This window comes from Streptomyces sp. NPDC093598, from assembly GCF_044764825.1.
Classification (GTDB): domain Bacteria; phylum Actinomycetota; class Actinomycetes; order Streptomycetales; family Streptomycetaceae; genus Streptomyces.
Map to the genome: position 1 here is coordinate 37554 of NZ_JBIWIV010000019.1, position 23763 is coordinate 61316.

23 protein-coding genes and 7 pseudogenes are annotated in these 23763 nt (G+C 68.6%); 16 read left to right on the forward strand and 14 right to left on the reverse strand.

Annotated elements, in window-relative coordinates; translation table 11 throughout:
- Positions 1 to 8 precede the first annotated feature (8 nt).
- From ACIRDU_RS34360 to ACIRDU_RS34375, 4 genes are all read left to right on the forward strand, one after another.
- Positions 9 to 842, forward strand: coding sequence for an ABC transporter ATP-binding protein (locus ACIRDU_RS34360; RefSeq protein WP_403587158.1), 834 nt, complete (start codon positions 9 to 11; stop codon positions 840 to 842).
- A 141-nt stretch (positions 843 to 983) separates the two neighbouring features.
- Positions 984 to 1874 carry an alpha/beta hydrolase gene (locus ACIRDU_RS34365; RefSeq protein ID WP_403587161.1) on the forward strand — a complete coding sequence of 297 codons (891 nt, stop codon included), beginning with the start codon at positions 984 to 986 and terminating at the stop codon, positions 1872 to 1874.
- 270 nt (positions 1875 to 2144) lie between these two features.
- Entirely contained in the window at positions 2145 to 3785 is a 1641-nt protein-coding gene (locus ACIRDU_RS34370; RefSeq protein ID WP_403587164.1) for an IclR family transcriptional regulator C-terminal domain-containing protein, read from the forward strand.
- 473 nt (positions 3786 to 4258) lie between these two features.
- Positions 4259 to 5191: an alpha/beta hydrolase fold domain-containing protein gene (locus ACIRDU_RS34375; protein ID WP_403587167.1), complete on the forward strand. Its 933-nt coding sequence runs from the start codon at positions 4259 to 4261 to the stop codon at positions 5189 to 5191.
- A 57-nt stretch (positions 5192 to 5248) separates the two neighbouring features.
- On the opposite strand, the pseudogene ACIRDU_RS34380 reads toward ACIRDU_RS34375, so the two are convergent.
- The 4 genes and pseudogenes from ACIRDU_RS34380 to ACIRDU_RS34395 form a co-directional block, all read right to left on the reverse strand.
- Positions 5249 to 5413, reverse strand: a pseudogene (locus tag ACIRDU_RS34380) (transposase); the annotation flags it as partial.
- A gap of 823 nt (positions 5414 to 6236) precedes the next feature.
- Entirely contained in the window at positions 6237 to 6449 is a 213-nt protein-coding gene (locus ACIRDU_RS34385; protein WP_403587170.1) for a hypothetical protein, read from the reverse strand.
- Between the two features lie 393 nt (positions 6450 to 6842).
- A pseudogene (locus tag ACIRDU_RS34390) lies at positions 6843 to 7115 on the reverse strand (hypothetical protein); the annotation flags it as partial.
- 83 nt (positions 7116 to 7198) lie between these two features.
- Complete coding sequence (locus ACIRDU_RS34395; protein ID WP_403587173.1) at positions 7199 to 8341, reverse strand: hypothetical protein; 1143 nt, start codon at positions 8339 to 8341, stop codon at positions 7199 to 7201.
- Between the two features lie 563 nt (positions 8342 to 8904).
- Between ACIRDU_RS34395 and ACIRDU_RS34400 the strand changes: the two genes are divergently transcribed.
- The 3 genes from ACIRDU_RS34400 (at position 8905) to ACIRDU_RS34410 (ending at position 10269) form a co-directional block, all read left to right on the forward strand.
- Positions 8905 to 9045 carry a hypothetical protein gene (locus tag ACIRDU_RS34400; RefSeq protein WP_403587176.1) on the forward strand — a complete coding sequence of 47 codons (141 nt, stop codon included), beginning with the start codon at positions 8905 to 8907 and terminating at the stop codon, positions 9043 to 9045.
- 3 nt (positions 9046 to 9048) lie between these two features.
- Positions 9049 to 9570, forward strand: coding sequence for a hypothetical protein (locus tag ACIRDU_RS34405; protein ID WP_403587179.1), 522 nt, complete (start codon positions 9049 to 9051; stop codon positions 9568 to 9570).
- 552 nt (positions 9571 to 10122) lie between these two features.
- On the forward strand, positions 10123 to 10269 hold the full coding sequence (locus ACIRDU_RS34410) for a hypothetical protein (protein ID WP_403587182.1): 147 nt from the start codon (positions 10123 to 10125) through the stop codon (positions 10267 to 10269).
- A 217-nt stretch (positions 10270 to 10486) separates the two neighbouring features.
- Here ACIRDU_RS34410 and ACIRDU_RS34415 read toward each other — a convergent pair whose 3' ends face one another.
- A complete protein-coding gene (locus ACIRDU_RS34415; RefSeq protein ID WP_403587185.1) occupies positions 10487 to 11467 on the reverse strand; it encodes a zinc-binding dehydrogenase in 981 nt (326 codons plus the stop codon).
- Positions 11468 to 11754: 287 nt separating this feature from the next.
- On the opposite strand from ACIRDU_RS34415, the gene ACIRDU_RS34420 reads away from it, so the two are divergent.
- Positions 11755 to 12563, forward strand: a protein-coding gene (locus ACIRDU_RS34420; protein ID WP_403587188.1) for an IS5 family transposase whose coding sequence is annotated in 2 segments (ribosomal slippage) — positions 11755 to 12094 and positions 12094 to 12563 — 810 coding nt in all. Because the reading frame shifts where the segments join, the coding sequence is not laid out codon by codon here.
- A 114-nt stretch (positions 12564 to 12677) separates the two neighbouring features.
- On the opposite strand, the gene ACIRDU_RS34425 is transcribed toward ACIRDU_RS34420, so the two are convergent.
- From ACIRDU_RS34425 to ACIRDU_RS34450, 6 genes and pseudogenes are all read right to left on the reverse strand, one after another.
- Entirely contained in the window at positions 12678 to 12893 is a 216-nt protein-coding gene (locus ACIRDU_RS34425; protein ID WP_403587384.1) for a DUF6896 domain-containing protein, read from the reverse strand.
- Positions 12862 to 13365: a hypothetical protein gene (locus ACIRDU_RS34430; RefSeq protein WP_403587191.1), complete on the reverse strand. Its 504-nt coding sequence runs from the start codon at positions 13363 to 13365 to the stop codon at positions 12862 to 12864. Before ACIRDU_RS34430 ends, ACIRDU_RS34425 begins: the two co-directional genes overlap by 32 nt.
- A 59-nt stretch (positions 13366 to 13424) precedes the next feature.
- A complete protein-coding gene (locus tag ACIRDU_RS34435) occupies positions 13425 to 13997 on the reverse strand; it encodes a hypothetical protein (RefSeq protein WP_223124638.1) in 573 nt (190 codons plus the stop codon).
- Positions 13998 to 14010: 13 nt separating this feature from the next.
- A complete protein-coding gene (locus ACIRDU_RS34440; protein WP_403587195.1) occupies positions 14011 to 16176 on the reverse strand; it encodes a DUF3289 family protein in 2166 nt (721 codons plus the stop codon).
- A gap of 223 nt (positions 16177 to 16399) precedes the next feature.
- Positions 16400 to 16561, reverse strand: a pseudogene (locus ACIRDU_RS34445) (helix-turn-helix domain-containing protein); the annotation flags it as partial.
- Between the two features lie 306 nt (positions 16562 to 16867).
- Positions 16868 to 17070, reverse strand: a pseudogene (locus tag ACIRDU_RS34450) (alpha/beta fold hydrolase); the annotation flags it as partial.
- Between the two features lie 234 nt (positions 17071 to 17304).
- Here ACIRDU_RS34450 and ACIRDU_RS34455 point away from each other — a divergent pair.
- The 3 genes from ACIRDU_RS34455 to ACIRDU_RS34465 all read left to right on the forward strand — a co-directional run bounded on the left by ACIRDU_RS34455 (position 17305) and on the right by ACIRDU_RS34465 (position 19258).
- Positions 17305 to 17745 carry an ALF repeat-containing protein gene (locus tag ACIRDU_RS34455; RefSeq protein ID WP_403587198.1) on the forward strand — a complete coding sequence of 147 codons (441 nt, stop codon included), beginning with the start codon at positions 17305 to 17307 and terminating at the stop codon, positions 17743 to 17745.
- 227 nt (positions 17746 to 17972) lie between these two features.
- Positions 17973 to 18755 carry a hypothetical protein gene (locus tag ACIRDU_RS34460; RefSeq protein WP_403587201.1) on the forward strand — a complete coding sequence of 261 codons (783 nt, stop codon included), beginning with the start codon at positions 17973 to 17975 and terminating at the stop codon, positions 18753 to 18755.
- Positions 18756 to 18889: 134 nt separating this feature from the next.
- Positions 18890 to 19258, forward strand: coding sequence for a VOC family protein (locus ACIRDU_RS34465; RefSeq protein ID WP_403587203.1), 369 nt, complete (start codon positions 18890 to 18892; stop codon positions 19256 to 19258).
- A gap of 47 nt (positions 19259 to 19305) precedes the next feature.
- On the opposite strand, the gene ACIRDU_RS34470 is transcribed toward ACIRDU_RS34465, so the two are convergent.
- Entirely contained in the window at positions 19306 to 19677 is a 372-nt protein-coding gene (locus ACIRDU_RS34470; protein WP_403587206.1) for a transposase family protein, read from the reverse strand.
- 19 nt (positions 19678 to 19696) lie between these two features.
- Between ACIRDU_RS34470 and ACIRDU_RS34475 the strand changes: the two are divergent.
- Positions 19697 to 20062 (forward strand): annotated as a pseudogene (locus tag ACIRDU_RS34475) (transposase); the annotation flags it as partial.
- Between the two features lie 202 nt (positions 20063 to 20264).
- Here ACIRDU_RS34475 and ACIRDU_RS34480 read toward each other — a convergent pair.
- Positions 20265 to 20552, reverse strand: coding sequence for a transposase (locus ACIRDU_RS34480; protein WP_403587387.1), 288 nt, complete (start codon positions 20550 to 20552; stop codon positions 20265 to 20267).
- Positions 20549 to 20914 (reverse strand): transposase, encoded by a 366-nt coding sequence (locus ACIRDU_RS34485; protein WP_403587209.1) that lies wholly within the window; start codon positions 20912 to 20914, stop codon positions 20549 to 20551. Before ACIRDU_RS34485 ends, ACIRDU_RS34480 begins: the two co-directional genes overlap by 4 nt.
- A gap of 180 nt (positions 20915 to 21094) precedes the next feature.
- Here ACIRDU_RS34485 and ACIRDU_RS34490 point away from each other — a divergent pair.
- The 4 genes and pseudogenes from ACIRDU_RS34490 to ACIRDU_RS34505 form a co-directional block, all read left to right on the forward strand.
- Positions 21095 to 21891 (forward strand): annotated as a pseudogene (locus ACIRDU_RS34490) (IS5 family transposase); the annotation flags it as partial.
- A 220-nt stretch (positions 21892 to 22111) separates the two neighbouring features.
- A pseudogene (locus ACIRDU_RS34495) lies at positions 22112 to 22649 on the forward strand (winged helix-turn-helix domain-containing protein); the annotation flags it as partial.
- Positions 22577 to 23176 carry a transposase gene (locus ACIRDU_RS34500; protein ID WP_403587212.1) on the forward strand — a complete coding sequence of 200 codons (600 nt, stop codon included), beginning with the start codon at positions 22577 to 22579 and terminating at the stop codon, positions 23174 to 23176. The pseudogene ACIRDU_RS34495 and the gene ACIRDU_RS34500, both read left to right, overlap by 73 nt.
- Before the next feature lie 87 nt (positions 23177 to 23263).
- Positions 23264 to 23758: a DUF6463 family protein gene (locus tag ACIRDU_RS34505; RefSeq protein WP_403587215.1), complete on the forward strand. Its 495-nt coding sequence runs from the start codon at positions 23264 to 23266 to the stop codon at positions 23756 to 23758.
- Positions 23759 to 23763 lie beyond the last annotated feature (5 nt).

The window sequence follows — 23763 nt, forward strand, 5'->3', positions numbered from 1 at the left end:
AGACGTCGATGCTTGACGTACGCAATCTGCAGAAGATCTACACCGGACGCAACCGCAGCGTCGAAGCTCTGCGGAACCTGACCTTTCATATCGCTGCCGGAGAACTGGTGTGTCTGGTCGGACCGTCGGGGTGCGGCAAGACGACTCTGCTGAAATGCATGGCCGGGCTGCTCGACCCCACCAGCGGCGAAGTCCGTCTGGAAGGTCGTCCCATCGCGGGACCGCCTCCCGCCATGGCCGTCGTGTTCCAGGAGTACGGCCGGTCCCTGTTCGCCTGGATGAACGTGCGCGACAACGTGGCCCTGCCGCTTCGCCGCAAGAAGCTCGGCAAGGCCAGGGAGAAGGAACTGGTCGACCACGCGCTGGAGGTGGTCGGTCTCGCCGATGCCCACCATGCCTACCCCTGGCAACTCTCGGGAGGAATGCAGCAGCGCGTCGCGATCGCCCGCGCCGTCGCGTTCGAACCGAAGGTGCTGCTGATGGACGAGCCGTTCGCGGCCGTCGACGCACAGACGCGCGCCGAGCTGGAGGACCTCATCAGGCACCTGTGGCACGAGCTGGGCGTCACCGTCCTGTTCGTCACCCATGACATCGATGAAGCGGTCTACCTCGGCCAGCGGACCATCATCCTGTCCAAGTCGCCGACCGTCGTGCAGGAGGATCTGACCATCGATCTTCCCGACGAGCGTGACCAGTTGCACACCCGCTCCAGCACGCGATTCGCCGAACTGCGCGCGCACGTCTACGAACAGATCCAACGCGCGAAACACCTCAGCGGCGACACGGACACAGAGGCGCCCGACCGCGGCAAGGACTTCGCCTCACAGGAGGCCGGGGCCTGACACACCGCACGACACGGGGCCCGTGACACTGCACGCACCTCTCGTGATGCGCCATGAGGTACGGCGGCGCGCGCGGTGGTCGGCTCGGTGCTCTCCGCCCCTCCAACCTGTCATTCACACCGTGAAGAAGTGGGCAACGCCATGGCGTTCAGTTCAAGCGTTCAGGCCAGAGGCATCCAACTGCTGCTCGGCCGCAAGATGACCCGCGTGCACCAGGACCTGCGCTTCACCGACGTCCCGAAGCGCACCGAAACCCTCCGGGTGGAGACCGGTGCCGGACCGGTGGCCTGCACCGTCTACCGCCCGCCGACCACCGGATCCCTCGCTCCCGTGTACGTCAACTTCCACGGCGGTGGTTTCGTGGTCGGCCGCCCGGAGCAGGACGACCACATCTGCCGCTACATCGCCGCCACGGCCGGCTGTGTAGTGATCAACGTGGACTATGCCGTCGCCCCGCAGCGGCAGTTCCCCGTCCCCGTGACCCAGGCGTACGACGCCACCGCGTGGGTCGCCGAGAACGGCGCCGAGGGCGGCTGGGACGGTTCACGCCTTGCGGTGGGCGGGCACAGTGCCGGAGCCAACCTGACCGCCGCGGTCTGCCGCCTGGCCCGGGACCGCGGTACTTTTTCGCCCCGCCTCCAGATCATCGACTCCGCACCGCTCGACCAGTTCGCCGACCCGGCCACCAAGCAGTCCCTCGCAGCCAAGCCGCTGCTCAGCCCTCAGCTCATGCGGATCTTCACCGCCGCCTACGTCCCGGATCCCGCCGACCGTGCGCATCCTCTCGTCTCTCCCGCACTCTCCGACGACCTCGCCGGACTTCCTCCCGCCCTGGTCATCACCGCGGAGAACGACCGCCTGCGCGACGAGGGCGACGCCTACGCCAAGTCTCTGGAGGCCGCCGGCGTCCCGGTCACCCACCGTGTCTTCGAGGGGGCCGACCACTACTTCACCCACACCGGCCCGGTACCGGCAGCGAAACAGGCCATCGATCTGATGGCCACCACCTTGCGCACCGCACTCAGCGACTGACACCGGCGCCCCGGTCGGCGGCGCATTCAGGGATGAGCGGGCGGGGACGGGCTCCCGCCCATCGACGGTCCAGGCCAGGCCAGGTCGATCTCGTCGAACCGGTGGATCACCTCCCGGAACACACACTCATATCCGGGATGCGTGCTTCGCCGGTTTCCGATCGAAACAAGCGCGCTCCGTCGCCCGTTCCTGGCGGAGCGGCGCGGGCTCCCAGGCCCTCTGGAGGACTGATCGGCTACTGTTGCCTGCACCGAAGCAAGGAGTGACGGCATGACGGCCGAGGTCGCGGCCAGTGAGGTGGACGGCGCCGCAACGGAGCAGGTGCCGACCGAGGCGGTCGGCCCTCTGATACGTGGGATCGCCGTCCTCAAGGCTCTTGCGGACGCCGGCGGGCAGGAGGACCTGCAAGAGCTCGCGAACCGCACAAGCCTCGCACGGGCCACCCTCGACCGCATCACCGTCACCCTCGGCGCCATGGGCTACGTCCACATCGAGGGACGTAGGGCCGTACTGGCCCCGCCACTGATGGAGCTGGGCAACGCTTACCTGACTGCCGTCAGGATTCCCGAACTCCTGGGACCACGGGCCGACGCGCTGGCCGAGGAACTGGACGAGGGGGTCACCCTGACCGTGCCGGACCAGCACGGCGCCCATTTCGTCCACTCGGCGGTCCGCGACCGGCGGATGGGAATCGTCTGCAGCATCGGCGACAGGCTGCCACTCGACGCCTCGGCGCCGGGCGCGCTGCTGGCCGCCACCTGGAGCCCCGCCGAATGGGAACACCACCGGGCGCACCACCCCTGCGTGCGCGGCGCGAACCTCATCGAGGCGTGTACGGACGATCTCCGCGAACGCGCCGCCGCCGCGAAAGCCAACGGTTGGTCCCTCGACGACCAGTGGCTGGAAGCCGGCCTGATCGCCCTCGGCCACCCCGTCCATGCCCCGGACGGGGACCTGGTGTGCGTGGTGAACGTGGTCAGCCTCATCGGACGCTACCCGAGCGCGGAAGCGCTGGCACGGGCCGCGCTGCCCGCTGTGCGGAGCGCCGTGGCAGACATGGAACGACAACTGCGCACACCGCCGCCGGAACCACCGGCTGCGGCGGTCAGACCACCGCTCGATACCGAAGTCTCCAAGCCCGGGCGCGGAATCATCGAGTCCCTCGCCCGCGGCCTGAGCGTGCTGACCGCCTTCGGCCCGGGCCGCGACGCCCTCAGAAATGCCGAGATAGCCCGTCTCACCGGCTTGCCACGGGCAACCGTACGGCGTGCGCTGATCACGCTGGACCACCTCGGGTATGTCACTGGTCAGGACGGGCTGTACCGGCCCAACGCCGCGATCCTCTCGCTGGGCTACGCTCCGTTGTCGCGTCTGTCGCCGGCGCAATTGGCCCAACCTCATCTCACGGCCCTGTCCCACCGGCTCTCCGACTCCGCGTCCATGACGGTGCTCTCCGGTTCGGAGATTCTTTACGTCGCCCGCGCTGCCCCCGCCCGCCTGATGACGGTCCACGCCACAGTGGGCACACGACTGCCCGCGTACGCCACCGCGATGGGCCGCGTACTGCTCGCCGGCCTGCCCAGGAACGAATGCGCCGCGATCCTCGCCTCCTCAGCTCCGACATCCCTTACCGCGCAGACGGTGACGGATGTCGATGAACTGATCCGGCTTGTCGCACAGGCCGACGACGACGGATACGCCCTGGTCGACGGGGAACTCGAAGTCGGTCTGCGCTCGATGGCCGTGCCGGTCCGCAGCCTGGACGGCAAGGTGCGCGCCGCGATCAACGTCGCCATGCACTCCAGTCGGCGTTCGGTCACCGAATGCCTCGAGGAGGTCCTGCCCGCGCTCCGCGCCGCGGCGGCGGGTATCGAACGTGACCTGGGGCCGGTTTCCTCGATCAAGACCTGACGGCGCCACCGCCGCGCGACGGTCGGGGTGTTCGGCGCAGGATCGCGTGAGCGCCGGGGCGCACCCCCGCCCGCGACGTGCGCCCGTCACTGGCCGGGCGAGGGCAGCCGAAGCCCTCGCCGTGGCGCTGTCGCCGACTCGCAGCCGGTGGGTCGTGAGCCCGTGCATCTTCACCACCATTGACACCCGCTCGGTGTCGGACCCAGACTCATGCCAGCCGTCCAACGAACTAAATTTCGCCAGGCGAACGCAGTTCATCTGCTCCAAGTAATCCGGCCATCCCGGCGGTTCGGCACCCGAACCGCCGACCGCTTCCCACTCGAAGAGGAGTGAGCATGAGGATCCGGCATCGACGACCTACGCGGTTGCGTATCGGTCGCGTTCTCATGGCGCTGGCGGCAACTGCCATCGCCTTGGGGGTCACCATGGCCCCCGGTTACGCGGCCCCCGCCCCGGGACCCGACGAGGTGAGAGTGACCAGGGACATCGCCTACGCGCCGGCCCAGCCGGCCGACAGCCAGGGCCACCTGTTGGACCTGTACATCCCCCGGTCGCAGCGGCCGGTGCCGTTGGTGATCTTCACGGGAGGCTCGGCGTGGCTGGCCGACAACGGCCGACAGGGCGCTGACCAGGTTGCCGCCCAGCTCAACCCGCATGGGTTCGCGGTGGCGGGTGTGTCGGTCCGTTCCAGCTCGCAGGCCGAGTTCCCGGCCCAGCTCCACGACATCAAGGGCGCCATACGCTGGCTGCGGGCGCACGCCGAGGTCTACCACCTCGACCCTCGACGCTTCGCGATCATGGGTGATTCCTCGGGGGGCTGGACCTCGGCGATGGCCGCGGTCACCGGAGACATCCCGCGGCTGGAGGGAGACGTGGGTGTGCGCGGTCCGTCCAGCGCGGTGCAGGCGGCCGTGCCGTTCTACCCGCCGACTGATTTTTCCCAGATGGATGCGCACATGCTGGACAACTGCAAGGTGTTCAACGACTTCCTGGGGACGACCGACTGTCACTCGGACGCACGCTCGCCCGAGTCGCGGCTGCTCGGCTGTCCCATCAAGGACTGCCCGGACAAGGTCGCGGCCGCGAACCCTCTCACCTACGTCACCGACCGGCCCCTGCCCCCGACGCTGATCTTCCATGGCGAGCAGGACCCCTTGGTGCCTTACCACCAGGGTCGACTGCTGCGCGACGCCCTGGCCTCCGCCAACGCCGATGTGCGCATGATCTCCCTCCCGCACGCCGGTCACGGTCCGATTTCCAGCATGCTGGGCGACCCCGACACCCGCCGGGACGCCTACGAGGAATACGCACGGCACGGTCACACCACGCCGCCTCTTCCCGTGACACCGTCGTGGCAGACCATCGTCTCCTTCCTGACGTCCGAGTTGCGTCCCGCGGCGAGGTAGATCCACCGCAAGGCGACCTCACGACGCACACCGCATTCCGCGGTCCAAAGCCGCCTACAGCGCACCGTGCCCGCGCCGGTGCTCGACTGCCAGCGACAGCTCGACCAGGGTCTTCACCGCCCCGTCCGCGCACAGCACCTCGTCAGTGAGCTCGAAGAGCGCATCCGCGCGAGCGTAGAGGCATTCGTAGAAAACGACCCGAAAGCGGGACAATACGTCCAATGCCTGGCTGCGGGTGCATCGACAGACAGACTCATACACAGCGGCCGTTCTCTCGTGCTTTGTGACTCGACATCTCGAAGCGTGGGAGAACGGCCGTCTCCGCTGTCCCGGAGAGAACCGCAGATCAGCGGGTCGAGTGACCTACGACGCTAAACGCCAAGCTCAGAGGGCGTTAAAGAAGCGACGTTGGATGTGTGCCAGCCGCTCCTGCTCACGGTCCGGCCTGGTGAACAGCCGCTGCAGACGCGTGAAGGCTCCTTCGGTACGCACCCATCGGAGTTATATCTCGCGATCGGGCGATACCTCTCGGTGCCGGCCCTTTGGGTGGGCGCCAGCCCGTGGCATCAGGGGACGTGGCGATGTCGCCGACAGGTCAGTCGGCGGCGATACAGGTCAACGTCTCGGAATCGGATGGGTCGGCCGTGAGCCCCTTCCGGAGTTTGACCGCGGCCCGCGTGCTGCCTGGTCGGTCCGTGGTGGGGGCGTCGCCGCATGCCTCACCTAGGAAGGGACTGCTGGCGTCTCATCGCTCGCAGGTGCCGGGCCCCCTCAGTCGTGAGGGCCGTTCGCCTACGCAACTGGGCGAGCTGATCATCAAGGATACGGAGGTCGACGTCGGGCTGGCAGTGCGGCCAGGTGGGAAGCCAGGAGCCGCGGGCTTCGTCCCGCCGACGGCGCGGCGGCTGCCTGCGGCGTAGCTGTCACTGCCGTGGACCGCGACGGGCGAGCGTCCGGTGCTGACACCGAGCTGGACGATCCACTCCGGCCCGGCAGGTCAGCTCGGTCCAGTCTGCTTCCGCTTGCGCCGCACCGCCGCGTTGTGTCAGGTGACGAGCAGGCGGTTGAAGAACGCACGGTAGTGGCGCAGTGCCAGACGCAGGTCCTCTGTATTCGCTTGTTCGCCGCGGTTCCACTGTCCTTCCAGTTCCTTTTTGTGGTCGGCGAATGTGGCGGCCAGCTTTTGCATCACGTCGGCGACGAGGGCGTCGGCGGTGTGCACGGCGTCGCGCGGGTCATCCAAGAACTCGTTCTGCACCTCCTGCCAGCGTGTGCGGAACCCTTCCTCGTCCTCCGGGGTGAGGAGCTGGGGGACCGCGTCATCGGCGTCGGCGCCCGGGCTGCCCGTGACGTGGCGCTGGGTGCCCGCGTCGGCCTCCCGGCGCCTTGTCCTGAGTTCCCGGGTCGGCTCCCACAGCCTCGTCTTCAATGGGCTTGCTCGGCGTGTTCGTGCTCTCGCCGGGGAAGGTCGGGACTTCGGCCGGCGTGCTCGCCGTGTCCTCCTGCGTGGACGTGTTGCGAGACTGGGCGAGGTCATCGGTGGACAGGCCGCTCGCGGCGGCGGAGTCCGGTATGTCTTTGCGTTGCATATCTTCTCCGTTCCCAGATGCCCTTCCTCCCGGATGGGGCGACGGGCTGTTCGCTGAGCCGCTCAGGTCGGCGCATGGCGGGGTTCGCCGCCGTCGGAGAGCAGCTCGTCGAACAGGGCCCGGTAGTGCACCATGGCACCCCGCAATTGTTCGGTGGTCGCCTCGTGCCGGGTGCTGAGCACATCGACATCGTGGGCGGCCCGGTAGTGTTCGAGTGTCCGGCCGTGCTCGACCGACAGGTCCTTGAGCTGTTGCTCGAAATCCTGGGTTGGGTAGCCGCGCTCGTGCATCAGGGAGGTCACCAGGCGGTCTGCGTGGTGCACGGCGTCCTCTGGGCTGCCCTGGTGCGGATGCCTGACAGCTCAAGGCGGGGCTGGTGCATCAACGCACGCGAGTGCCTGTCGTTCGGCCAGCCCGGTCAGGCCGGTTGGTTTTGCGGTGTGGGCGGGGCGGGCTGCTGTGCGCGGCTGCGGATCCGGACGGTCACCGTGCTGGCACAGCCGGCGAGGATGCCGAAGACGAGCGCCGCCGACACGCCTGAGCCTACGGAGACGTAGTAGAGCAGGGGCCCACCAGTGCTGCCTTGATAGGAGAGGAGCGAGTGCCAGACTCCGCTCACCACCACGCCCAGGGTGGTGGCGGCGACGGCGCCGAGCGAGTAGGCGGGGTAGGTGACACGGTCGAGCAGGACGGGCAGCAGCCGCAGCCCCCACCAGACCAGGGCGAGCAGAGCCACGTCGCCGAGCCGGTACAGCAGCCAGCGCCCGGGAGCGGAGCCCGTGGGCAGGGTCCAGGCGCCAAGCTGGATCCACTGCCGCAGCAGATCACCGGGCTCGGACAGCCGCCCGTTGCCCGTGAACCCGGTCTGCATCCACCCGGCCACCCGGTCGTTGGACAGGACGGCGAGGGCGATGGCGACCACGGCGGTGCCCAGGGTCGCGGCGAGCCGCGCCGTGGCCGCGGTCGGCACAGACCGGTCAGGTGAGGGTGTCACCTCGGGCCGCAGCAGGGTCATGAGGCCGACGGCGCCCGCGGCGGCGACCAGGGCAGCACCCACCGGCAGTTCGCGGCCCTGGGACATGGCACTTGCGAGGCCGGGCAGCAGCCGGAACGCGGCGGAGCCGCCGGAAGCGAGCATCCAGGGCGCGGACACAGTGACGGCGAGCATGGCCGCAACGATTCCCCAGCCCCACAGGGCCGCCACGGCGACGGCCGCGCGCCCCGCGCCGCGGCCCGACAGCCGGCGCAGCAGTGGCACTGCGCCGCACGCAAAGAGCAAGACGAGCACGGCGTAGCGCACCCGCATGGCGGTCTCTCTCAGGGCCGCATAGTCCGCGCCGTGGCCGGGTGCGCCTGCGGGGTCGGTGAACTGGGCTGATGACGGGGAGTCGGTCGACCAGGGCATCGTCCACGCGGCCAGGCGGTTCGCCTGGTCGGGGCCGAAGAACCGTGTGGCTCCGGGCAGGCTGAGTGCGTGGGCGCTGGTTCCCGCCCACCACAGCAGCCCCGCCAGCAAGAGCGCCCCGAAGATCGCGGGTGCGAACACACGCCGATTCGCCATCGTCCTTTTCCCCCATCCGCCCGCGCGCGCGGACCCCCAGCCGCCGCTCGTCGACACGTGCGGGCTTCCATCCGTCTAGTCGGCGGATGCATGACAACGGCCTCAGATGTATCAGACGTCCAGAGCGCAGTGCACCCCGGGACAGGGCGACGAGAAGCTGCCCGCACCTGGGCGGCCGTTGTCAGCTTCGTGCTGGCCTGCGACGGAGACCCTGACGAGTGGAGCGACCGCTGGCAGAGCCTGCGGCTGGCGGACACCAGGCCCGCCAGCGACCTGAGCTGTGATGCACTGCGGCAGCGGGAGCGCACCGGCATACTGAACCCATCAGTCCCGCAGGCGAAGTCGAGCTGCGTCAGCTGATCCGAGACGCTGCTGGACTTCAACGAACTCAGCCACCGCCAACTCACCCGTCAGGTGCCCGGCTACTCGCATGTCACCTACGGTGCCGCGCTGCGAGGCGCCCGCCCGCTGCGCGCCAAGATCCCTCACCGGATTCTGATCGGCTGCGGCGTGTACTCGCTGCACAGCCAGGAGGAGTGGTTTCGGGAGCTGAGCCGCTCGCTTTGGAGCAGAGCGTTGACGGAGGCAAGCTGCTGGACCGGGTGGAGCCGAGATACCGGTACGCCGACGACATCGACCTGAAGCCGCTGGACCGGGGCTGCATCGGCGTGGGCATGTCGTCGGCCGTCTGCGGGCAATGCTGAACTATGGCTACGGATGGTGGCGTTGCGGCCGGAGTGCAGGTCTGCTCTCTCAAGGTCGATACACCTCAGCTGATCTCGCCGGGCACCGCGTACACGATTGTCCGGTTCCCCTTCGGAGCGGCGGAATCGACGGACCGATTCGAGATGCACCAGGCCGTCCAGCCGGACGGCTACGTGGTGAGTGACTGGGCGGCAGACGACCGGAGCGGCCTGATCTGGCCGTCCAAGGCCGGCTGGGGCCATCTGCACGCGATGATCCAGTGGGAGTCCGCCAGCGGCACGGCCGGCTACACCGAGCTGCGCGACCAGTACGTACGTGACCCGCTGGGCCTGACGCCCAATCCCAACGACACCACGGCGACCGAGCACCGCACGCCGACGCCCGGCGGCCAGTTCTACGTCAAGAACCACGGCGTCTTCGTCGCCCCGGGCACCCCGGTTGCGCTCCGTGTCACGCACAACGACGCCATCCCGCGTCTGTTGACCCTCGCCGAGTTCAAGCTCGTCATTCACGATGCCGCCTGAACCGGTTTGTTTCGTCTCTCGGGCGGGGGGGGCTGTCGGCTTGTGGTGCGGTAAAGGGGGTCAGCCGCAGTCGTTGCGGTTGATCTTCACCGAGCGGGTCTGGTCGTGAGGTTGTAGCCGCGCAGGTCGTGGATGGAGCCGCCGCTGCGGGTGACGCACGGATAAGGCGCACCGGCGCGGTCAGTGCGGGCACCGACGATCCGCCGTATCGCGCACCGGGAGTTCGGCGTATCGGGTCGGAGGATACGCCGGATCCCCCTACCGTGGCGCTGCGCACCGCGCGGTGCGCAGCGCGGGCCCCTCCAAGTGCTCGAGCGCCGCCTTCACCAGCCTCAGTAGCCGGATGCCCGCCCTACTGACTGATGCCACCCTGGCTGCTGCCCTGCAGGAAGGCGAGGACCGACTCGCCGCCCTGCAAACTTCCTTTCCGGTTTGACGTCCTGCCCGACCCCGATGCCATCCTCGTCGCTCCCGTCACGCTGAAACGACCACCAAGTGCGCAGCTGGCCATGTCACCCTCTCGCCCTCGGTCTGATCACAGAAGTCCTTGGCATGCCCGAACGCCCCGTCTACCTCCTCGATGACGGCAACGACCTCAGGTTCCGTCCCCACCGGCCCGAGCTCGGCGACGTCGACGCCTGCCCCTGGGCCCTCGCCCTCCACGGGCTCGACAAGGAGCCCTTTCCAACCTCAGCCTGAGGCCTGGTGAAGGGCCAGGGCGGCCTTCACGATGTCGCGGATGCGGTTGGTGTTGCATCGGAGCTTTCGGAACAGTCGCCAGCCCTTCAGGCTGGCCATGGCCTACGCGCCGAGGCAACGGACCTGGACATGGCTGCTGTTCTGTCGACGCGTCCACCGCTTGAGACAGCGGCCGGGGAACGCGCTCTGGGCAGAACCGTTGAACGCTTTCGCGCATTCAGCCTGGAGTCATCACGAGCTTGCCCCGGACGTGGCGGCCGGCCAGTTCCTCCAGGGCGGCCGGAACTTCGTCGAGCGTGACCGTCCGGGCCAGAAGGGGATCGAGCCGAGCGTCGGCAGCCAGCGCGCACAGCTCGGTGAGCATTACGGCCATGTCCGTCCGGGCCTTGTCGTCGCCGCTGCTGTAGGCGGCTCCGAGCGCGATCTCGTGCACCGAGGGCGCGATGGTGAAGGGCGCCACCGTGGTGACGTCGGGCCGCCCCGCGACGGCGGCCAGTCCGCCGCCGTACGCCAGCAGGCGAAGGGAAGCGGTGGCCGACTCGGTGCTGACGGTGTCGACAACCGCATCAACCCCCCGCCCGCCGGTCAGCTCGTATACCCGGTCAGGCACGTCCTCGGTGCGGTAGTCGATGACCACCTGCGCGCCCAACTTCCGCACGTAGTCGGCGTTGCGCGCGGAGGCGGTCGCGAGTACCCGGGCGCCGGTCATCGCGGCCAGCTGGACGGCAAATCCGCCCACGCCGCCCGCTCCGCCGTTCACGAGCACGGTCTGACCCTCGGAGATATGCAGCCGCCGGACCAGAGCCTGGTAGGCACTCATACCGGCGGCCGGCAACGCAGCAGCACTCACAAGATCAAGCGCTGCGGGTACCTGAGCCAAAACCTCCGCGTCACCGACGGTGTACTCGGCGAATCCGCCATGGCGCCGCAGGTCTGCGTGGTAGGCGATACGTTGCCCGACGCCGACACGGGTCACCCCCTCTCCCAGAGCGTCCACGGTGCCGGCCACGTCCAGGCCAAGCACGTGCGGCCATGCCAAGCCGGCGACGCCGTTCTTCGCGATCTGGTAGTCCACCGGGTTCAGTCCGCACGCCTCGACCTTCACGCGTACCTGGCCGGGACCTGGCGCCGGGACGGGCAGCTCGGTGCTGTGTAGGCTGTCGAGCGGTCCGGGACGGTCTAGGACGAGCGCGCGCATGCACGATTCCTTACGCTGTCGGTTGCTTGTTTTGACCACTCGTAGGATCGGGAAGCCGAGGGATGCTGGGCGTGGCCCTGTGTTTCCAGCCCTCTTGTCGCTAGCAGGGATTGGCCCATCTCGCGACGTCAACCACTCATTGTGATACGCGCGACAAGATCGCTTGGTAGGGACACGCTGGCGCGGGCGCCTGCTGGGACCGGTACTGGAACGACTTACTGATCGTTTCAGAATGAGTTGGGCCGCGGGTCTTGTGCTCGACGATCTTGGTCGGCAGGGTGTCCGGGGTGCGTGCTGATCTTGTTCCTGACGATCTGTGGGAGCGGGTCGCCCCGCTGCTGCCGCCTGCTCCCGAGCGGCGCCGTCGCCACCCCGGGCGGCTGCGTGTTCCCGACCGAGCGGCACTCGTGGGTGTCATGTACGTGCTGCGGACCGGTGTCGCGTGGCGTGATGTACCTGCGGAGACGGTGGGCTGCTCCGGGGTGACGGCCTGGCGCCGGCTGCGTGACTGGACCGAGGCTGGCGTCTGGCCCCGCCTGCACGCCGCCCTGCTGACCGAGCTGCGCCGCCCCGACCTGCTGGACCTCGACGACTGCTCCGTGGACGGCTCGCACGTCCGGGCTCTCAAAGGGGGGATCACGTCGGCCCCTCACCCGTCGACCGCGTCCACCCCGGCTCCAAGCACCTCTTGATCGTCGACCGTCACGGAACCCCGCTCGGCGTCACGCTCACCGGCGGGAACCGGCACGATGTCACACAACTGCTGGCCCTGCTGGACGCGGTCCCGCCGATCCGGGGGCTTCGGGGGCGGCCCCGCCGCAAGCCGCGGCGTCTGTACGCCGACGGGGGCTACGACTTCGACAAGTACCGCTGTCTGCTGTGGAAGCGCGGCATCAAGCCGGTGATCGCCCGACGCGGCGTGGCCCACGGTTCCGGGCTGGGCAAGGTGCGCTGGGTGGTCGAGCGCGCCTTCGCCTGGTTGCACCGGTTCAAGCGGCTCCGCAACCGCTACGAGCGACGTGCCGATCTCCATCAGGGCCTGCTCGAACTGGCCTGCAGCCTTATATGCCTGCGCCGCCTGCGAACCTCAGCCTGAGCGATCAGTTGGCTACGCTGAACCACCCCGGCCGCACCTCGTTCAGAAGCGGTTGCAGCGACCGCACTGCAGACCGCATGTCCTCATCCATGACGTCAACAGGCTCCGGCAGACTCAGCCCATACCCGCGCAGCCGCCAGAGGTCGAAGACTTCGCTCCCTTCGGTGCGAAGTCCACATCGACCTCAGTGCCGTTGTCGCGCACGAAGCGGCAACCTGCCCCATGAACCTTGTAGGAGTAGGTGCCGATGTGATCACGCCTCTCTCGCAGTAGTAGTTGAGAATTGAGGACAACGACGTCAGGACGTGCGCCAACGAGCTGGTGCGTGATAGCGGGTGGGACATGTTCGGCCTGGGTGGCCTGTTTTCAGATGCTGGAGGTGCGGTCGGAGACGATGCCGGCGATGGCTCGGTAGGTGTCGGGCAGGCGGTCGCGGCGGTGGGTCCAGCGCATCAGTTGCTTCCAGCGTTTGTGATCTGCCAGGGCGTGTTCGACGGTGATGCGGTCGGGGGAGTGCCAGTGGCGGTTTCGTGTTCTGCTTCTTCTTGCTCGAGATGAACGCGCGCCGCCCGCCACGGTCGGCCGGTGGCCTGCGGACCTGGATCTCGGTGGCGTCCAAGCGGAGCTCGATGCCTTCGGCCCGGGCGTAGGCGAACACATCCACCGTCGCGTCCAGCTCGGCGGCGGGGCCGACGGCGGATAGGGCGCCGGTGCTCTCGTCGACGAGCACGGCGCCGTCGGCGGTCACCCGGTCCGCGGGGCCTGCGATGACACGGTCGGCGGTGATCAGTAACGTGTTCACGGGGGTGGGGGTCTCCTCTCGTGCCTGCTGCTTCCCGGCGAAGCGTTCCGCGAGCCCTCCTACGGGAACTGTTTCTCCTCGCGGCCGATGTCGTCGATCGGGCCGAGGATCGTCCAGCCGGGCCCGAGGGGGCGGGTGGAGCGGAAGCCGTGGGCGTCCGCGTACTCCTCGGCCTCCTCCGCGGTGTCCTCGGGGGCGCGCATGATCGTGTAGCGCGGGGGGTCCTCGTGGTAGAAGCGGTAGAACGTGCGGCCCTCGTCCTTGGGCTGGTAGAGGATCACGCTGACGCCCCAGAGGGCGTCGTACACCTTCTGGTCGCGCGGGGGCGTCGTCGTGCACGTGTCGGAGGGGCGGCCGGGCTCGCGGACGCAGGTCCGGTACCGGCTCCAGTCGATGCGTTCGGCGCGGGGGTGTTCCGCGATCAGCTTCCGCATCCGGGCGTCGGCCCGGGCGAAGGCGTCCTCGCGGCGGTCGTACTCCTGCTGCAGCCGGTTGAAGCGCTGCTCGTCGAAGCCGCTGCCGAAGTGGGCCTCCAGGCCCGCGAGGACGGCGACCCGCCAGGCCAGGTACCCGGCCGTCACGACGAGCAGCGTGACGACCAGGACCCGGCCCGGCGAGCGCCTGTGGGGCATCAGGTCGGCGAGGTCAGAACGTGCCGCTGATGGGGATCTCGATGTCCGCCTGCGCGATCGGCGGGGGGTACTTCCCGTCGAACCGGTCATAGTGCTGGAGCGTAAACCAGTCGATGAAACCGTACTCCGTGATCTCGTCGTCCGGGTCGAGACCGAAGTGGTCGTAGGAGTGGAAGACGAGCTTGCCGGAGAAGGAGTTGCCCTCGACCTTGTAGTCCTTCAGCGCGATCGTGTGGCCGTGGAACTGGTGGATCGCGATGGAGAGGGCACGCTGGTTGGCGTCCCAGAGCGAGAAGTCGTACACCGGGTACTTCACGTCCTGGCGGAGGAACTCCTGGAAGAGGAAGTTCTTGGAGAGGTCCTCCTGGACTTTGAGCTGATCGGTGCGGCCCTTGTTGTCGATGAGGGACTGCTTGATGATCTGGCCGGCCTTGTCGGTGTACGTCTTCTCCTGTGGTGAGGCGCCGACGGCGCGGGAGAGGGCCGTGCCGGAGCCGCGGTAGAGGTAGCGGCCGGGGTCGAAGTTGTCGTCGACGGTGACCGTGCCCGCGCTCTGGCCGTCGCGGCCGTAGCGGAAGGCGTTGCGGAGGTCGTCGACGGACTGGGCGTAGTCGGCGTCGGCCCCGAGCTTGCCGAAGTTCATGATGTCGTTGAACTCGGCCCACATCCAGGACTCGGGCGTGATGCGGGCGACCCAGAACTCCCCGCCGAGGTCGGTGAGTTCGTCGAAGTTGTAGTCGTTGAAGGTGAGGTCGTCGGCGACGCGCGGGTCGGCCGGGACGGGCGGGTGCTGGGGGTCGGGGGCCTTGCGGCGGCCCTCGCGGAAGGACGACTGGTGGATCAGCATGTCGGTCGGGAGCGGGTCGCCCGGGTCTCCGCCGTCGCCGGGGCCGTCGGAGAGGATTCGCTTGCCAGGGGCCTTGGGGCCTGCCTTGTCGAAGGCGTGACTGTCGAGGACGACGTACTTGGCGGAGCCGTCGGCCGTGGCGGTGGCCGTGATGGTGCTGCCGCTGCGCTGCTGGCCTGACTGCTTGACGAGGTGGCGGGCCTTCTCGTCGTAGCGGTAGAGGGCCGGTGCGGTGCCCTCCGTACGGTCGGGGTCGAGGCGGAAGGTGAGCCTTGCGGCGCCGTCCGCGGGGGCGGAGACCTGGAAGCCGTTGCCGAGGTAGCCCGGAGTGGACTCGGGGAACTCCCGCTGCTTGGCAGGGAGCCTGGTGACCTGGAAGCCGCCGACCTGCTTGGCGCGCAGGCCTTTGAGCGTGGCCTCGGCGGCGGTGGCGCCGCCGTCCGCGCGGCGGGTCACGTCGAAGGCGGAGTTCTTGGCGCGGGGGGAGGTGTTGAGCCTCGTCTCCTCGCCGTCCTGGACGCCGTCGCCGTCGGTGTCGGCCTTGGTGGGCTCCGTGCGGAGCTTCAGCTCGCGGGCGTCCGCGAGGCCGTCCTGGTCGGTGTCGGCGCGGGTGGGCGTGGTGCGGAGATTGAGCTCGCGGGTGGCCGTGAGGCCGTCCTTGTCGGGGTCCTCGGCGCCGTCCTTGGTGCCGTCGCCGTCGGTGTCGGCCTTGAGCGGGGTGCTGAAGCGATAGCCGAGCTCGGCGAAGTCGGAGAGGCCGTCGCCGTCGGTGTCCTCGGACTTGGGGTCGAGCTTGGCGCGCACCTCCAGGTCGTCGGGGAGACGGTCGCCGTCGGTGTCCTCCGTCGGCGAGATGCCGTGCTTGGCGAAGGACGCCCAGGTCGGGGTATCGGCCTTGGCGCCGGGCTCGGCGCGGTACCAGACGGTCTCGGTCCTGCCCGGCTGGAGGGTGTTCGTGGGGCCGACGCCCTGGAGCGTCGTGCGCGCGTCCTGGGGGGCGGCGAGCTTCGCGGCGGAGGTGTCCGTGATGCGGTCAGAGAGCTCGAAGGTCAGCGACCATTTGGAGACGGGGTGATCGGAGACGTTCTCGAGCTGGAGCCGGGCGACGTACGAGCCCTCCGTCGCTCTGCCGCGGAGGGCGGCCGGGACCTGGCTCCACGCCGCGTCGCCGGGGGCGACCTGGCGGTAGGAGACGTCGACCGTGTTGTCGCGGTAGAGCGTCGCCCCGTCGGTGGCCGCGGCGTCGCCGGGGGTTCCCGCGGCGGCGGGCACGGCCGTGCCGAGGAGAAGGAGTAAGGCCGCGCCGAGGGGCACGGCGGCGCTTCTGTTCATGGGGCCTCCCATGTCTGAAGCCATGTCTGAAGACATGCCCGTTGTCTCGAAGCTGCCGCTGTGTCACAGCAGTTCGGAATCGAACGGGGAAGCTAGCATGCGTGGGGGATGGTTCCCAAGGTGTGGTAGAGGCGAAATTGAGACGTTTGGGAGATTGGTAAGCCCTGTTCGGCCCCGGAGTCCTGGCCCGGACACCGGGGAACAAGTAGCCCACCGGTAGCTTTCAGGGCTTCGTGACCGGCTGGCGAGGCACGGTCCTGGTCTTGTCGAGGTGCCCGTACACCGTCGACCGCGGCACGCCGAACATGTCGGCGATCTGCTGGACCGTCTTCTCCCGCTCGTCGGAGAGCCGTTGGGCGAGCGCGGCCTGGTCCTCGCTGAGCTTCGGCCGGCGTCCGCCAACCCGGCCCCGGGTGCGGGCGCGTCAGAACGTCGGTAGGCGCTGCGTAGGGGCCGGAGTCACGGTAGCGAGGCGGGAGTTCGATGCCGGACAGTGGGTGTTTCGCAGGTCGAGGGAGAAGGACTTGTCGCGGGTGGCGTCGCACTGGACGAGGGCAGTCAGGGCGGCGTGCACGTCGGCCGGCACCTTTCCGCCCTTCTTACTGATCGTTTCAACGTGAAGTTTGGAGTCGTCTCAAGCAGATGATGCTGCAGGCGAGTTGGAGCAGGTTGAGGTGGATGTCCGCGCGTACGGATGACGCTCGCTCGCGCCGTGCCCGCGCTGATCGACCGCGACGACCCGTACCGGGCAATCAGCCGCGCGGCCACCACCTCCCACTCACCCGCATGACCGGCCAAGCCGTGCAGCAGCACGACCGGCTCCCCCGGCCCGCCCCGGTCCCGGCAGACAAGCCGAACCCCGTCACGCACCACCACACGCTCTGACCACACCACGATCGCCCCCAGGAATCGTCTCGCCCCGATCACGCCCGACAGCCACGAGCCGCGCTCAAGGCCGCCCTTCTCGAACGCGCGTCGCCATGAAAACCGGCCACGTCCGCGGCGACGGTGCCCTGCGACCGCAGCGGGGCGACTGCCACTGTCAGACCCAGGTGGCAACATCACCGAAGTGAAAGCCCTGAGGCGTCCTCAACTCACCTCCGTCGCGAACGAAGAGGAGCATTCCCCTTGCGACTGCATCGCGTAGTGCCCGGCATCGCCGCGGGCATCCTTGCCCCGGCTCTCCTGCTCGCCGCCCCGTCCTTCGCCGCCACGGCGGCACCGACCGCGGTGACGGTGCCCGCGGTGTCCTCGTCCGCGGATGAGCCGGACGCCGACGACCTGAGGGTGGCCATAGTCCGGATCCTCGCCGACTCGGACAGCGGTCGGCGTGTGACACGAGAAGCCAACGCCCTCCTGGACGCCAACGACCCCGAGGCGATGCGCGACTGGCTGGAGACCGGCTACCGCATCGCCCAGGCCGAGGACGACCGCGTCGCCATCGCCCGCATCCTCGCCGATTCGTCCATCAGCCCGGCCCTGCGCGCGGCAGCCAACGCCGCCCTGGACGACAACACACCCGAAGCACTGCGCCACTTCCTGGAAGTCGGCAGGTACCAGGTCGCCTGACCGGCCCGGCGCCGCACCACAGCGCGTCGCCTGGGTGGCACCCCCTGCCGCACGCCCGGTCGCCGGAACGCCGAGAATCCGGGCGGGGCCGCCTGCACTTCTGTGTGCCGGCGGCCCCGCCCGGCAGGCCCTGTGTCGGCTCGGCGCCCTCCGCAGAGTTCTGTGGTCTCGCCGCCCGGTGCGGCGTGGGCCACTGACACCTCCGACAGCAGAAAGCACATTCTTCGATGACCACACAACCCCTGCGCACCGAGCGCAGCGGTCCGCAGACCGCTTCCGTCGTGACCGACCTGCCGTTCAAGCCTCAGCTCGTCAAAGCGGTGTTCAGGGACGTGACCTCGTTGCACGTCTCCCGGTCGGCCGCGTGGGCCGCCGCGTCGGTGACGCGGACCGTGCTGACGGAGATCATCGAGGGCGCGAGAAGCGCGGCGGCCGAGGAGGTCAGGAAGAGGCTGATCCCCAAGGACCTCATCTCGGCGATCGACCGGAACATCGAGGTGGAGGTGGGATCGGCGTGGTACCTGCACAGCCCGACCTTCCACGGCCTGATGGGCGAGGTGCGCAACGCCGATGGTGCGCTCGTGTCTCTTCGTGAGCGCCGCGGGGCGCGTACACCGAGTGGTGTGGCTGGTGCCCACCGGTTCGAGGCCGGGGTGAGAAGACTGCTGGGGAGCCGGGGGGTGAGGGCGGTCCCGGCGATGGTCCGCGACCTGGACGGAATCGCGAGCGTGTTCCTGACGGCCCTGGCCCGGGACGCGGCCAAGGTCGTCCGCGAGGGCGGGGTCAAGCGGTTCGGGACGGTCAGTCTGGTGGTGCCGGGCGAGCCAGCCCCGGCCCCGCTGCTCAAGGACCCCCTCCTCGCCCTGTCCACCCGTCGCGGGGACGGGCGGACTGTTGGCGGGGACGACGTCCTGGCCGCCGTCACGATGCAGCTGTTCGGCGATCTCAGGCAACGCGCCATCACTGAGGCTGCGCCATCTTGCAGTGGCTGGTCAGCAGGGGTGGTGTGACCCGTTTCGGGCTGCTCGTACTGGTCGCGGGCGGCAGTCTGGGATGTAGATCGTCTGGCAGGACGGTTTTGCCGATGAGTTCACCGTCCTCGAACGGTCTACCCAGCGACACAACCGTTCTCGTCAGGAGTGCCATGTCCACCATCCAGCCGGTGATCCTCACTGCCCACCAGGACGTCCTGCTCGGCTTCTATACGAAATTGTTCGGCGCCGAGGAGATCTTCCGGGTACCGGCGGAAGGCCCGGCCTTCTACCTCGGCTTGCGTATCGGCGACACCGACCTCGGGCTGGTGGCCAAGGAGAACCCGGGGACCGGGGCGGCACCGCGGATCCTGCTCAGCATCGGTGTCGACGACGTCGACGAGATGCTCGGCCGGGTGACGGCGCTGGGCGGCTCGGTCCGCAGTGGCCCCAACGACATGCCGTGGGGACAGCGCGTCGCCCACATCTCGGACCCCGACGGCAACCCGGTGAACCTCACCCAGCCGATCCCGGCCCGGTGACGCTGTTCCGTGTGCTTGTGCTGGTCGTGGACTACCTGCGGTAGAGATCAATTGCCTGTAGTGGCCTCGATGTTCGTCAGTATGAGCAGCGCGCGAAGCAGGTGGGTGGCGAGGGCGGGGCCAGTGCGGAGCTTGATGAGGATCCGCCAGTTCTTCAGATGGGCGAAGCCGCGTTCGACCGGGGCGCGTCCGGCGGCCAGGATGCGGTTGGCCTCCCTTTCGGCGGGTGCGAGCTTGCGGGCGCGGGTGGCCTTGAAGCCGGTGACGACCACGGGGTCGTCCCCGTCGTCGTCCAGGCCGATAAAGCCCAGGTCGGCCAGGGCGCCGAGACCGGCAGCGCGCAGGTGGGCCAGGATTCGGTCGCGGCGGGCGGCTGTGATGTCGTGAGTGCGGCCGGGCCGGGCGGCCGATATCCACACCGGACAGCCCCGCTCCGCGACCAGCGGAAACCGTCACGACGTCACCCAGCTCATGCCCCTGCTGGACACGATCCCTCGCATCCGCGGCCTGGTGGGCCGGCCCCGCCACCGGCCACGGCAGCTGTTCGCCGACCGTGGCTACGACTACGACAAGTACCGACGCCTGCTCCGCGCCCGTGGCATCACGCCGAGGATCGCCCGCAAGGGTACCGCCCACGGATCCGGCCTGGGCAAGACCAGGTGGGTCGTCGAGCGAACCTTCGCCTGGCTCCACCAGTTCAAGCGGCTCCGGATCCGCTACGAGATACGAGCCGACCTTCACCTCGGACTGCTCCAACTCGCCTGCAGCATCATCTGCTTGCGACGACTCCGAACCTCATTCTGAAATGATCGGTTAGAACTCCTAACGGAATGACTGTTCGAGTCAGGAGTCGATCTCCCAGTGAAGGGCACCGGCTTGGGCGGGTACTTTCAGCGCCTCCGTGAGGGCAGCCGGGTCGGTGCCGGGCGGCAGGTCCACCGAGAGGTAGGTGCCCTGAAGCCACTCGTGTGGCGGGGCGGCTTCGACGACCTTGCCGTGCAGGAGCTCACAACGCCCGCTCTACGACCCAGCGTTGGTGCCAGATCCGGAGCCGTACTCGGTGCCTCGGCGTGCGATCAGGGGTTTCACGCCGAGCGCCCGGGCGAGGCGGAGGTACTTGTCGTGGGTCGTAGCCTCGGTCGCCGAGCGCCACGTCGGGGCGGCGCCGGGGCCGGCCGCGCTTGCCCCGCACGGATGATACTGCTTCGAGTAGCGGGATGAGCTGGGTCACGTCGTTGCGGTTGCCGCCGGTCAGGGTGGCAGCGAGCGGGATCCCGGTGGCGTCGGTGATCAGGTGATGCTTGCTGCCGGTTCTGCCCGGTCTACGGGGGCTTCGTCCGGTCTTAGCTCCCCCTTCAACGCTCGGATGTGGGAGCCGTCGACACCTGCCCGGGAGAAGTCCAGGGCGTTCGCGCTGCGGAGTTTCGCCAGGAGAACCTCGTGCAGCCGGGACCACACGCCGGCCTCGGTCCACTCGGCCAGACGCCGCCAGCAGGTCATGCCCGACCCAAAGCCCAGTTCCTGCGGCAGGTGTTCCCAGGAGATCCCGGTGTGCAACACGAACAGGATGCTCTGAAACACCATCCGGTCCGGATGCCGCTTGCGTCCCGGATGTCGCGTCCGACGCTCGACCCTGGGCAACAGTGGCTCGATCACCTCCCACAGCTCATCGTCAACTTCCCACGGGTTCGGCCGAGCCAACCCGCACGCACCCCCCAGATCACCGGTCCCGGAGTGATCCAACCACCTCGAAGATCATTTCGTTCGGAGTTCTTAGAGGTCCTATCAGAAACTGCCGTGGGGTGACTGTCGGCTTGTGTGCTCGTTGGTCTGGTCGTGGGGAAACGTCAGTCGCAGCCGTGGATCGTGTCCGATGAACGGTGGCCGCTGATCGAGCCGTTGCTGCCCGAAGCTGAAGGAGGGGCGGCCGCGGGTGCCGGACCGGCAGGCACTGTGCGGGATCCTGTTCGTGTTGCACACCGGCATCCAGTGGGAGTATCTGCCGCAGGAGCTGGGCTTTGGTTCGGGCATGACCTGCTGGCGGCGTCTGGCAGCCTGGGACCAGGCCGGCGTATGGGAGGAGCTGCACGTCGTGCTGCTCAGGAAGCTGCGGGCGGCGAAGAAGCTGGACTGGTCGCGGGCGCTGATCGATTCTCCCACGTCCGGGCGGCCCGGCTGGGCCCAAAAGCGGGCCCAGCCCGGTCGATCGTGCACGGCCGGGCAGCAAGCACCACGTCCTGACCGACGGCCAGGGCATCCCGATCGCGGTGTCGCTGACCGGCGGCAAACGCAACGACGTCACGCAGTTGCTGCCGCTGCTCGACAAGGTTCCACCGGTTGCCGGGCTCATCGGCCGACCCCGCCGGCGCCCGGATGCACTGCTCGCCGACCGCGGCTACCACCACGACAAATACCGGCGCCTTGTGCGAACTCGCGGCATCACGCCGGTGATCGCCGAACGCGGTCAGGAACACGGCTCCGGCTTGGGCGTCTTCCGCTGGGTGGTTGAACGCACCATCGCCTGGCTGCACGGCTTCCGCCGCCTACGCATCCGCTGGGAACGGCGCGACGACATCCACGAAGCCTTCCTCGGCCTCGCCACCAGCCTGATCACCCACCGCCACGTGAAACGCCACCATGAATCCATGGGCAACCACTTCGCGACGTTCATGCGGGACATGCGAATCGTGGACAAGGATGCGTACTGGCTGGACACGCGGATGGATGACGGCGGCACCTGCACGTACGGCATCGGCGGCGGTCAGCCGGTGATCTGCAAGCTACTGAACTTGATTCGGTGATGTCGGGCCGTTCGCCTGACGAGGGCCGGTTGGTCCGGTAGCCCTGTGGGGCGTGAGATATGCACAGGGCGGCGGGTTGACCGACGTCGGGAGGGCCGCGCGGGAGCGGGTCCGGTTAGAGGCAGTGGAACGCTTCAAGGGCGGGGAGAAGAACAAGGGCATCGCTGCCGCGTTGCGGGTGAGTGAGCGGTCGGTGGAGCGGTGGCGTCGGCAGTGGCGTGAGCAGGGCGAGGCCGGGGGTCCTGTCGAGGGGATCACCCGGGCGTCCACGGCTCGGTGAGTCACAGATCGCCCGGCTTGAACGGGAGCTGGAGTGTGGCCCGCTGGCTCACGGCTGGGCTGACCAGCGGTGGACGCTGGCGCGGATCAAGACGCTGATCGGCCGGCTCTTCCACGTCTCCTACACCGTGGAGGGCACCTGGCAGCTGCTGAAGCGGCACGGCTGGTCGTGGCAGCAGCCCGCACGGCGGGCCATCGAGCGAGACGACGAGGCCGTGGAGCTGTGGAAGATGGAGGTATGGCCGCGGGTAAGAGCATCGCGGCGGCGTGCGACGGCTGGATCGTCTTCGAGGACGAGGCAGGCCAGTCGATGTCGCCGCCGCGCGCCAGGACATGGGGCCGCAGAGGCCGGACCCCGGTGGTGCGGGTGCGGGGCCGGGGCTCGGGGCGGGTGTCGATGGCAGGCATGACCTGCTACAAGCCGGGTGAGCGGTCCCGGATGTTTTACGCGATCATCGAGTACAACGGCCGCAAGGACCAGCCGAAGGGCTTCGGCTGGCGCGACTTCCGCGACCTGCTCATCCGGGCCCGCATCCAGCTCGGCGGCCCGATCGTCCTGGTCTGGGACAACGTACGCATCCACCTGACGGTCCCACTGAGGGATTTCATCGCCGCGAACGCCGACTGGCTCACCGTCTTCCAGCTGCCCTCCTACGCACCGGACTTGAACCCGCAGGAGGGCATCTGGTCGATGGTCAAGCGCGACATCGGCAACCTTGCCGCAGCCGACCTGAGCCAGATCACCAGGGCCGTGAAACGCAGACTCAAGCAGATCCAGTACCGCCCCGACGTGGTCGACGGCTGCCTCGCCGGTACCGGCCTGCTCATTGACCGCTGACCGACATCGCGCATTCACGTGAACCCGACCATCGTCGCCCCGGCCCGCCCCCTTCACACAAACTTACAAACGTGTATGTTTGTTTCTATGGGGAGAGAGATCAGCGAGAAGATGAGCTTTCGCCTCGTGGCGGCTGCGGGCTGGCTCGCCATCGGCATGGGCGTCGTGCACGTCGTCGTCGCACCGCTGGAGGAGGGCGACCTCTGGGCGAAGGTCGTCGACGAGGGCGTGTGGAACACCTTCACCATCGACGTGCCCGCCACGCCTGGCCAGTTCGAGCGCGCGGCCGGATTCTGGGCCACATTCGGCAGTTGGGCCGTCCCAGTGCTCGCCTTCGGTTGCTACGTCCTGTGGTCAGCGCGCCAGCACCGTCGTGTGCCGGGGTGGTTGGGGTGGATCTTCCTCGCCTGGGGGCTGCCCCTCGCGATCGTGTGCCCGACCTCGCCGGGCTGGGCATTCCCGATCATCGGCGGACTCATCGTGCTCGGGGACACGCGCCGAAGCCGCTTCGTCTCCGGGCCGCCACCCGAGACCGCGGCTGGGACAGATCAGCCGGACGCGTCCCGTCAGGGAATCCGCTGAACAGC

Excerpts from the sequence above, each read along its gene's own strand:
- ACIRDU_RS34360 (WP_403587158.1), top strand. The coding sequence starts at position 9 with ATGCTTGACGTACGCAATCTGCAGAAGATCTACACCGGACGCAACCGC.
- ACIRDU_RS34365 (WP_403587161.1), top strand. The coding sequence starts at position 984 with ATGGCGTTCAGTTCAAGCGTTCAGGCCAGAGGCATCCAACTGCTGCTC.
- ACIRDU_RS34370 (WP_403587164.1), top strand. The coding sequence starts at position 2,145 with ATGACGGCCGAGGTCGCGGCCAGTGAGGTGGACGGCGCCGCAACGGAG.
- ACIRDU_RS34395 (WP_403587173.1), bottom strand. The coding sequence starts at position 8,341 with ATGGCGAATCGGCGTGTGTTCGCACCCGCGATCTTCGGGGCGCTCTTG.
- ACIRDU_RS34405 (WP_403587179.1), top strand. The coding sequence starts at position 9,049 with ATGGCTACGGATGGTGGCGTTGCGGCCGGAGTGCAGGTCTGCTCTCTC.
- ACIRDU_RS34410 (WP_403587182.1), top strand. The coding sequence starts at position 10,123 with ATGCCCGAACGCCCCGTCTACCTCCTCGATGACGGCAACGACCTCAGG.
- ACIRDU_RS34415 (WP_403587185.1), bottom strand. The coding sequence starts at position 11,467 with ATGCGCGCGCTCGTCCTAGACCGTCCCGGACCGCTCGACAGCCTACAC.
- ACIRDU_RS34435 (WP_223124638.1), bottom strand. The coding sequence starts at position 13,997 with ATGCCCCACAGGCGCTCGCCGGGCCGGGTCCTGGTCGTCACGCTGCTC.
- ACIRDU_RS34440 (WP_403587195.1), bottom strand. The coding sequence starts at position 16,176 with ATGAACAGAAGCGCCGCCGTGCCCCTCGGCGCGGCCTTACTCCTTCTC.
- ACIRDU_RS34460 (WP_403587201.1), top strand. The coding sequence starts at position 17,973 with ATGACCACACAACCCCTGCGCACCGAGCGCAGCGGTCCGCAGACCGCT.
- ACIRDU_RS34465 (WP_403587203.1), top strand. The coding sequence starts at position 18,890 with ATGTCCACCATCCAGCCGGTGATCCTCACTGCCCACCAGGACGTCCTG.
- ACIRDU_RS34500 (WP_403587212.1), top strand. The coding sequence starts at position 22,577 with ATGGCCGCGGGTAAGAGCATCGCGGCGGCGTGCGACGGCTGGATCGTC.
- ACIRDU_RS34505 (WP_403587215.1), top strand. The coding sequence starts at position 23,264 with ATGGGGAGAGAGATCAGCGAGAAGATGAGCTTTCGCCTCGTGGCGGCT.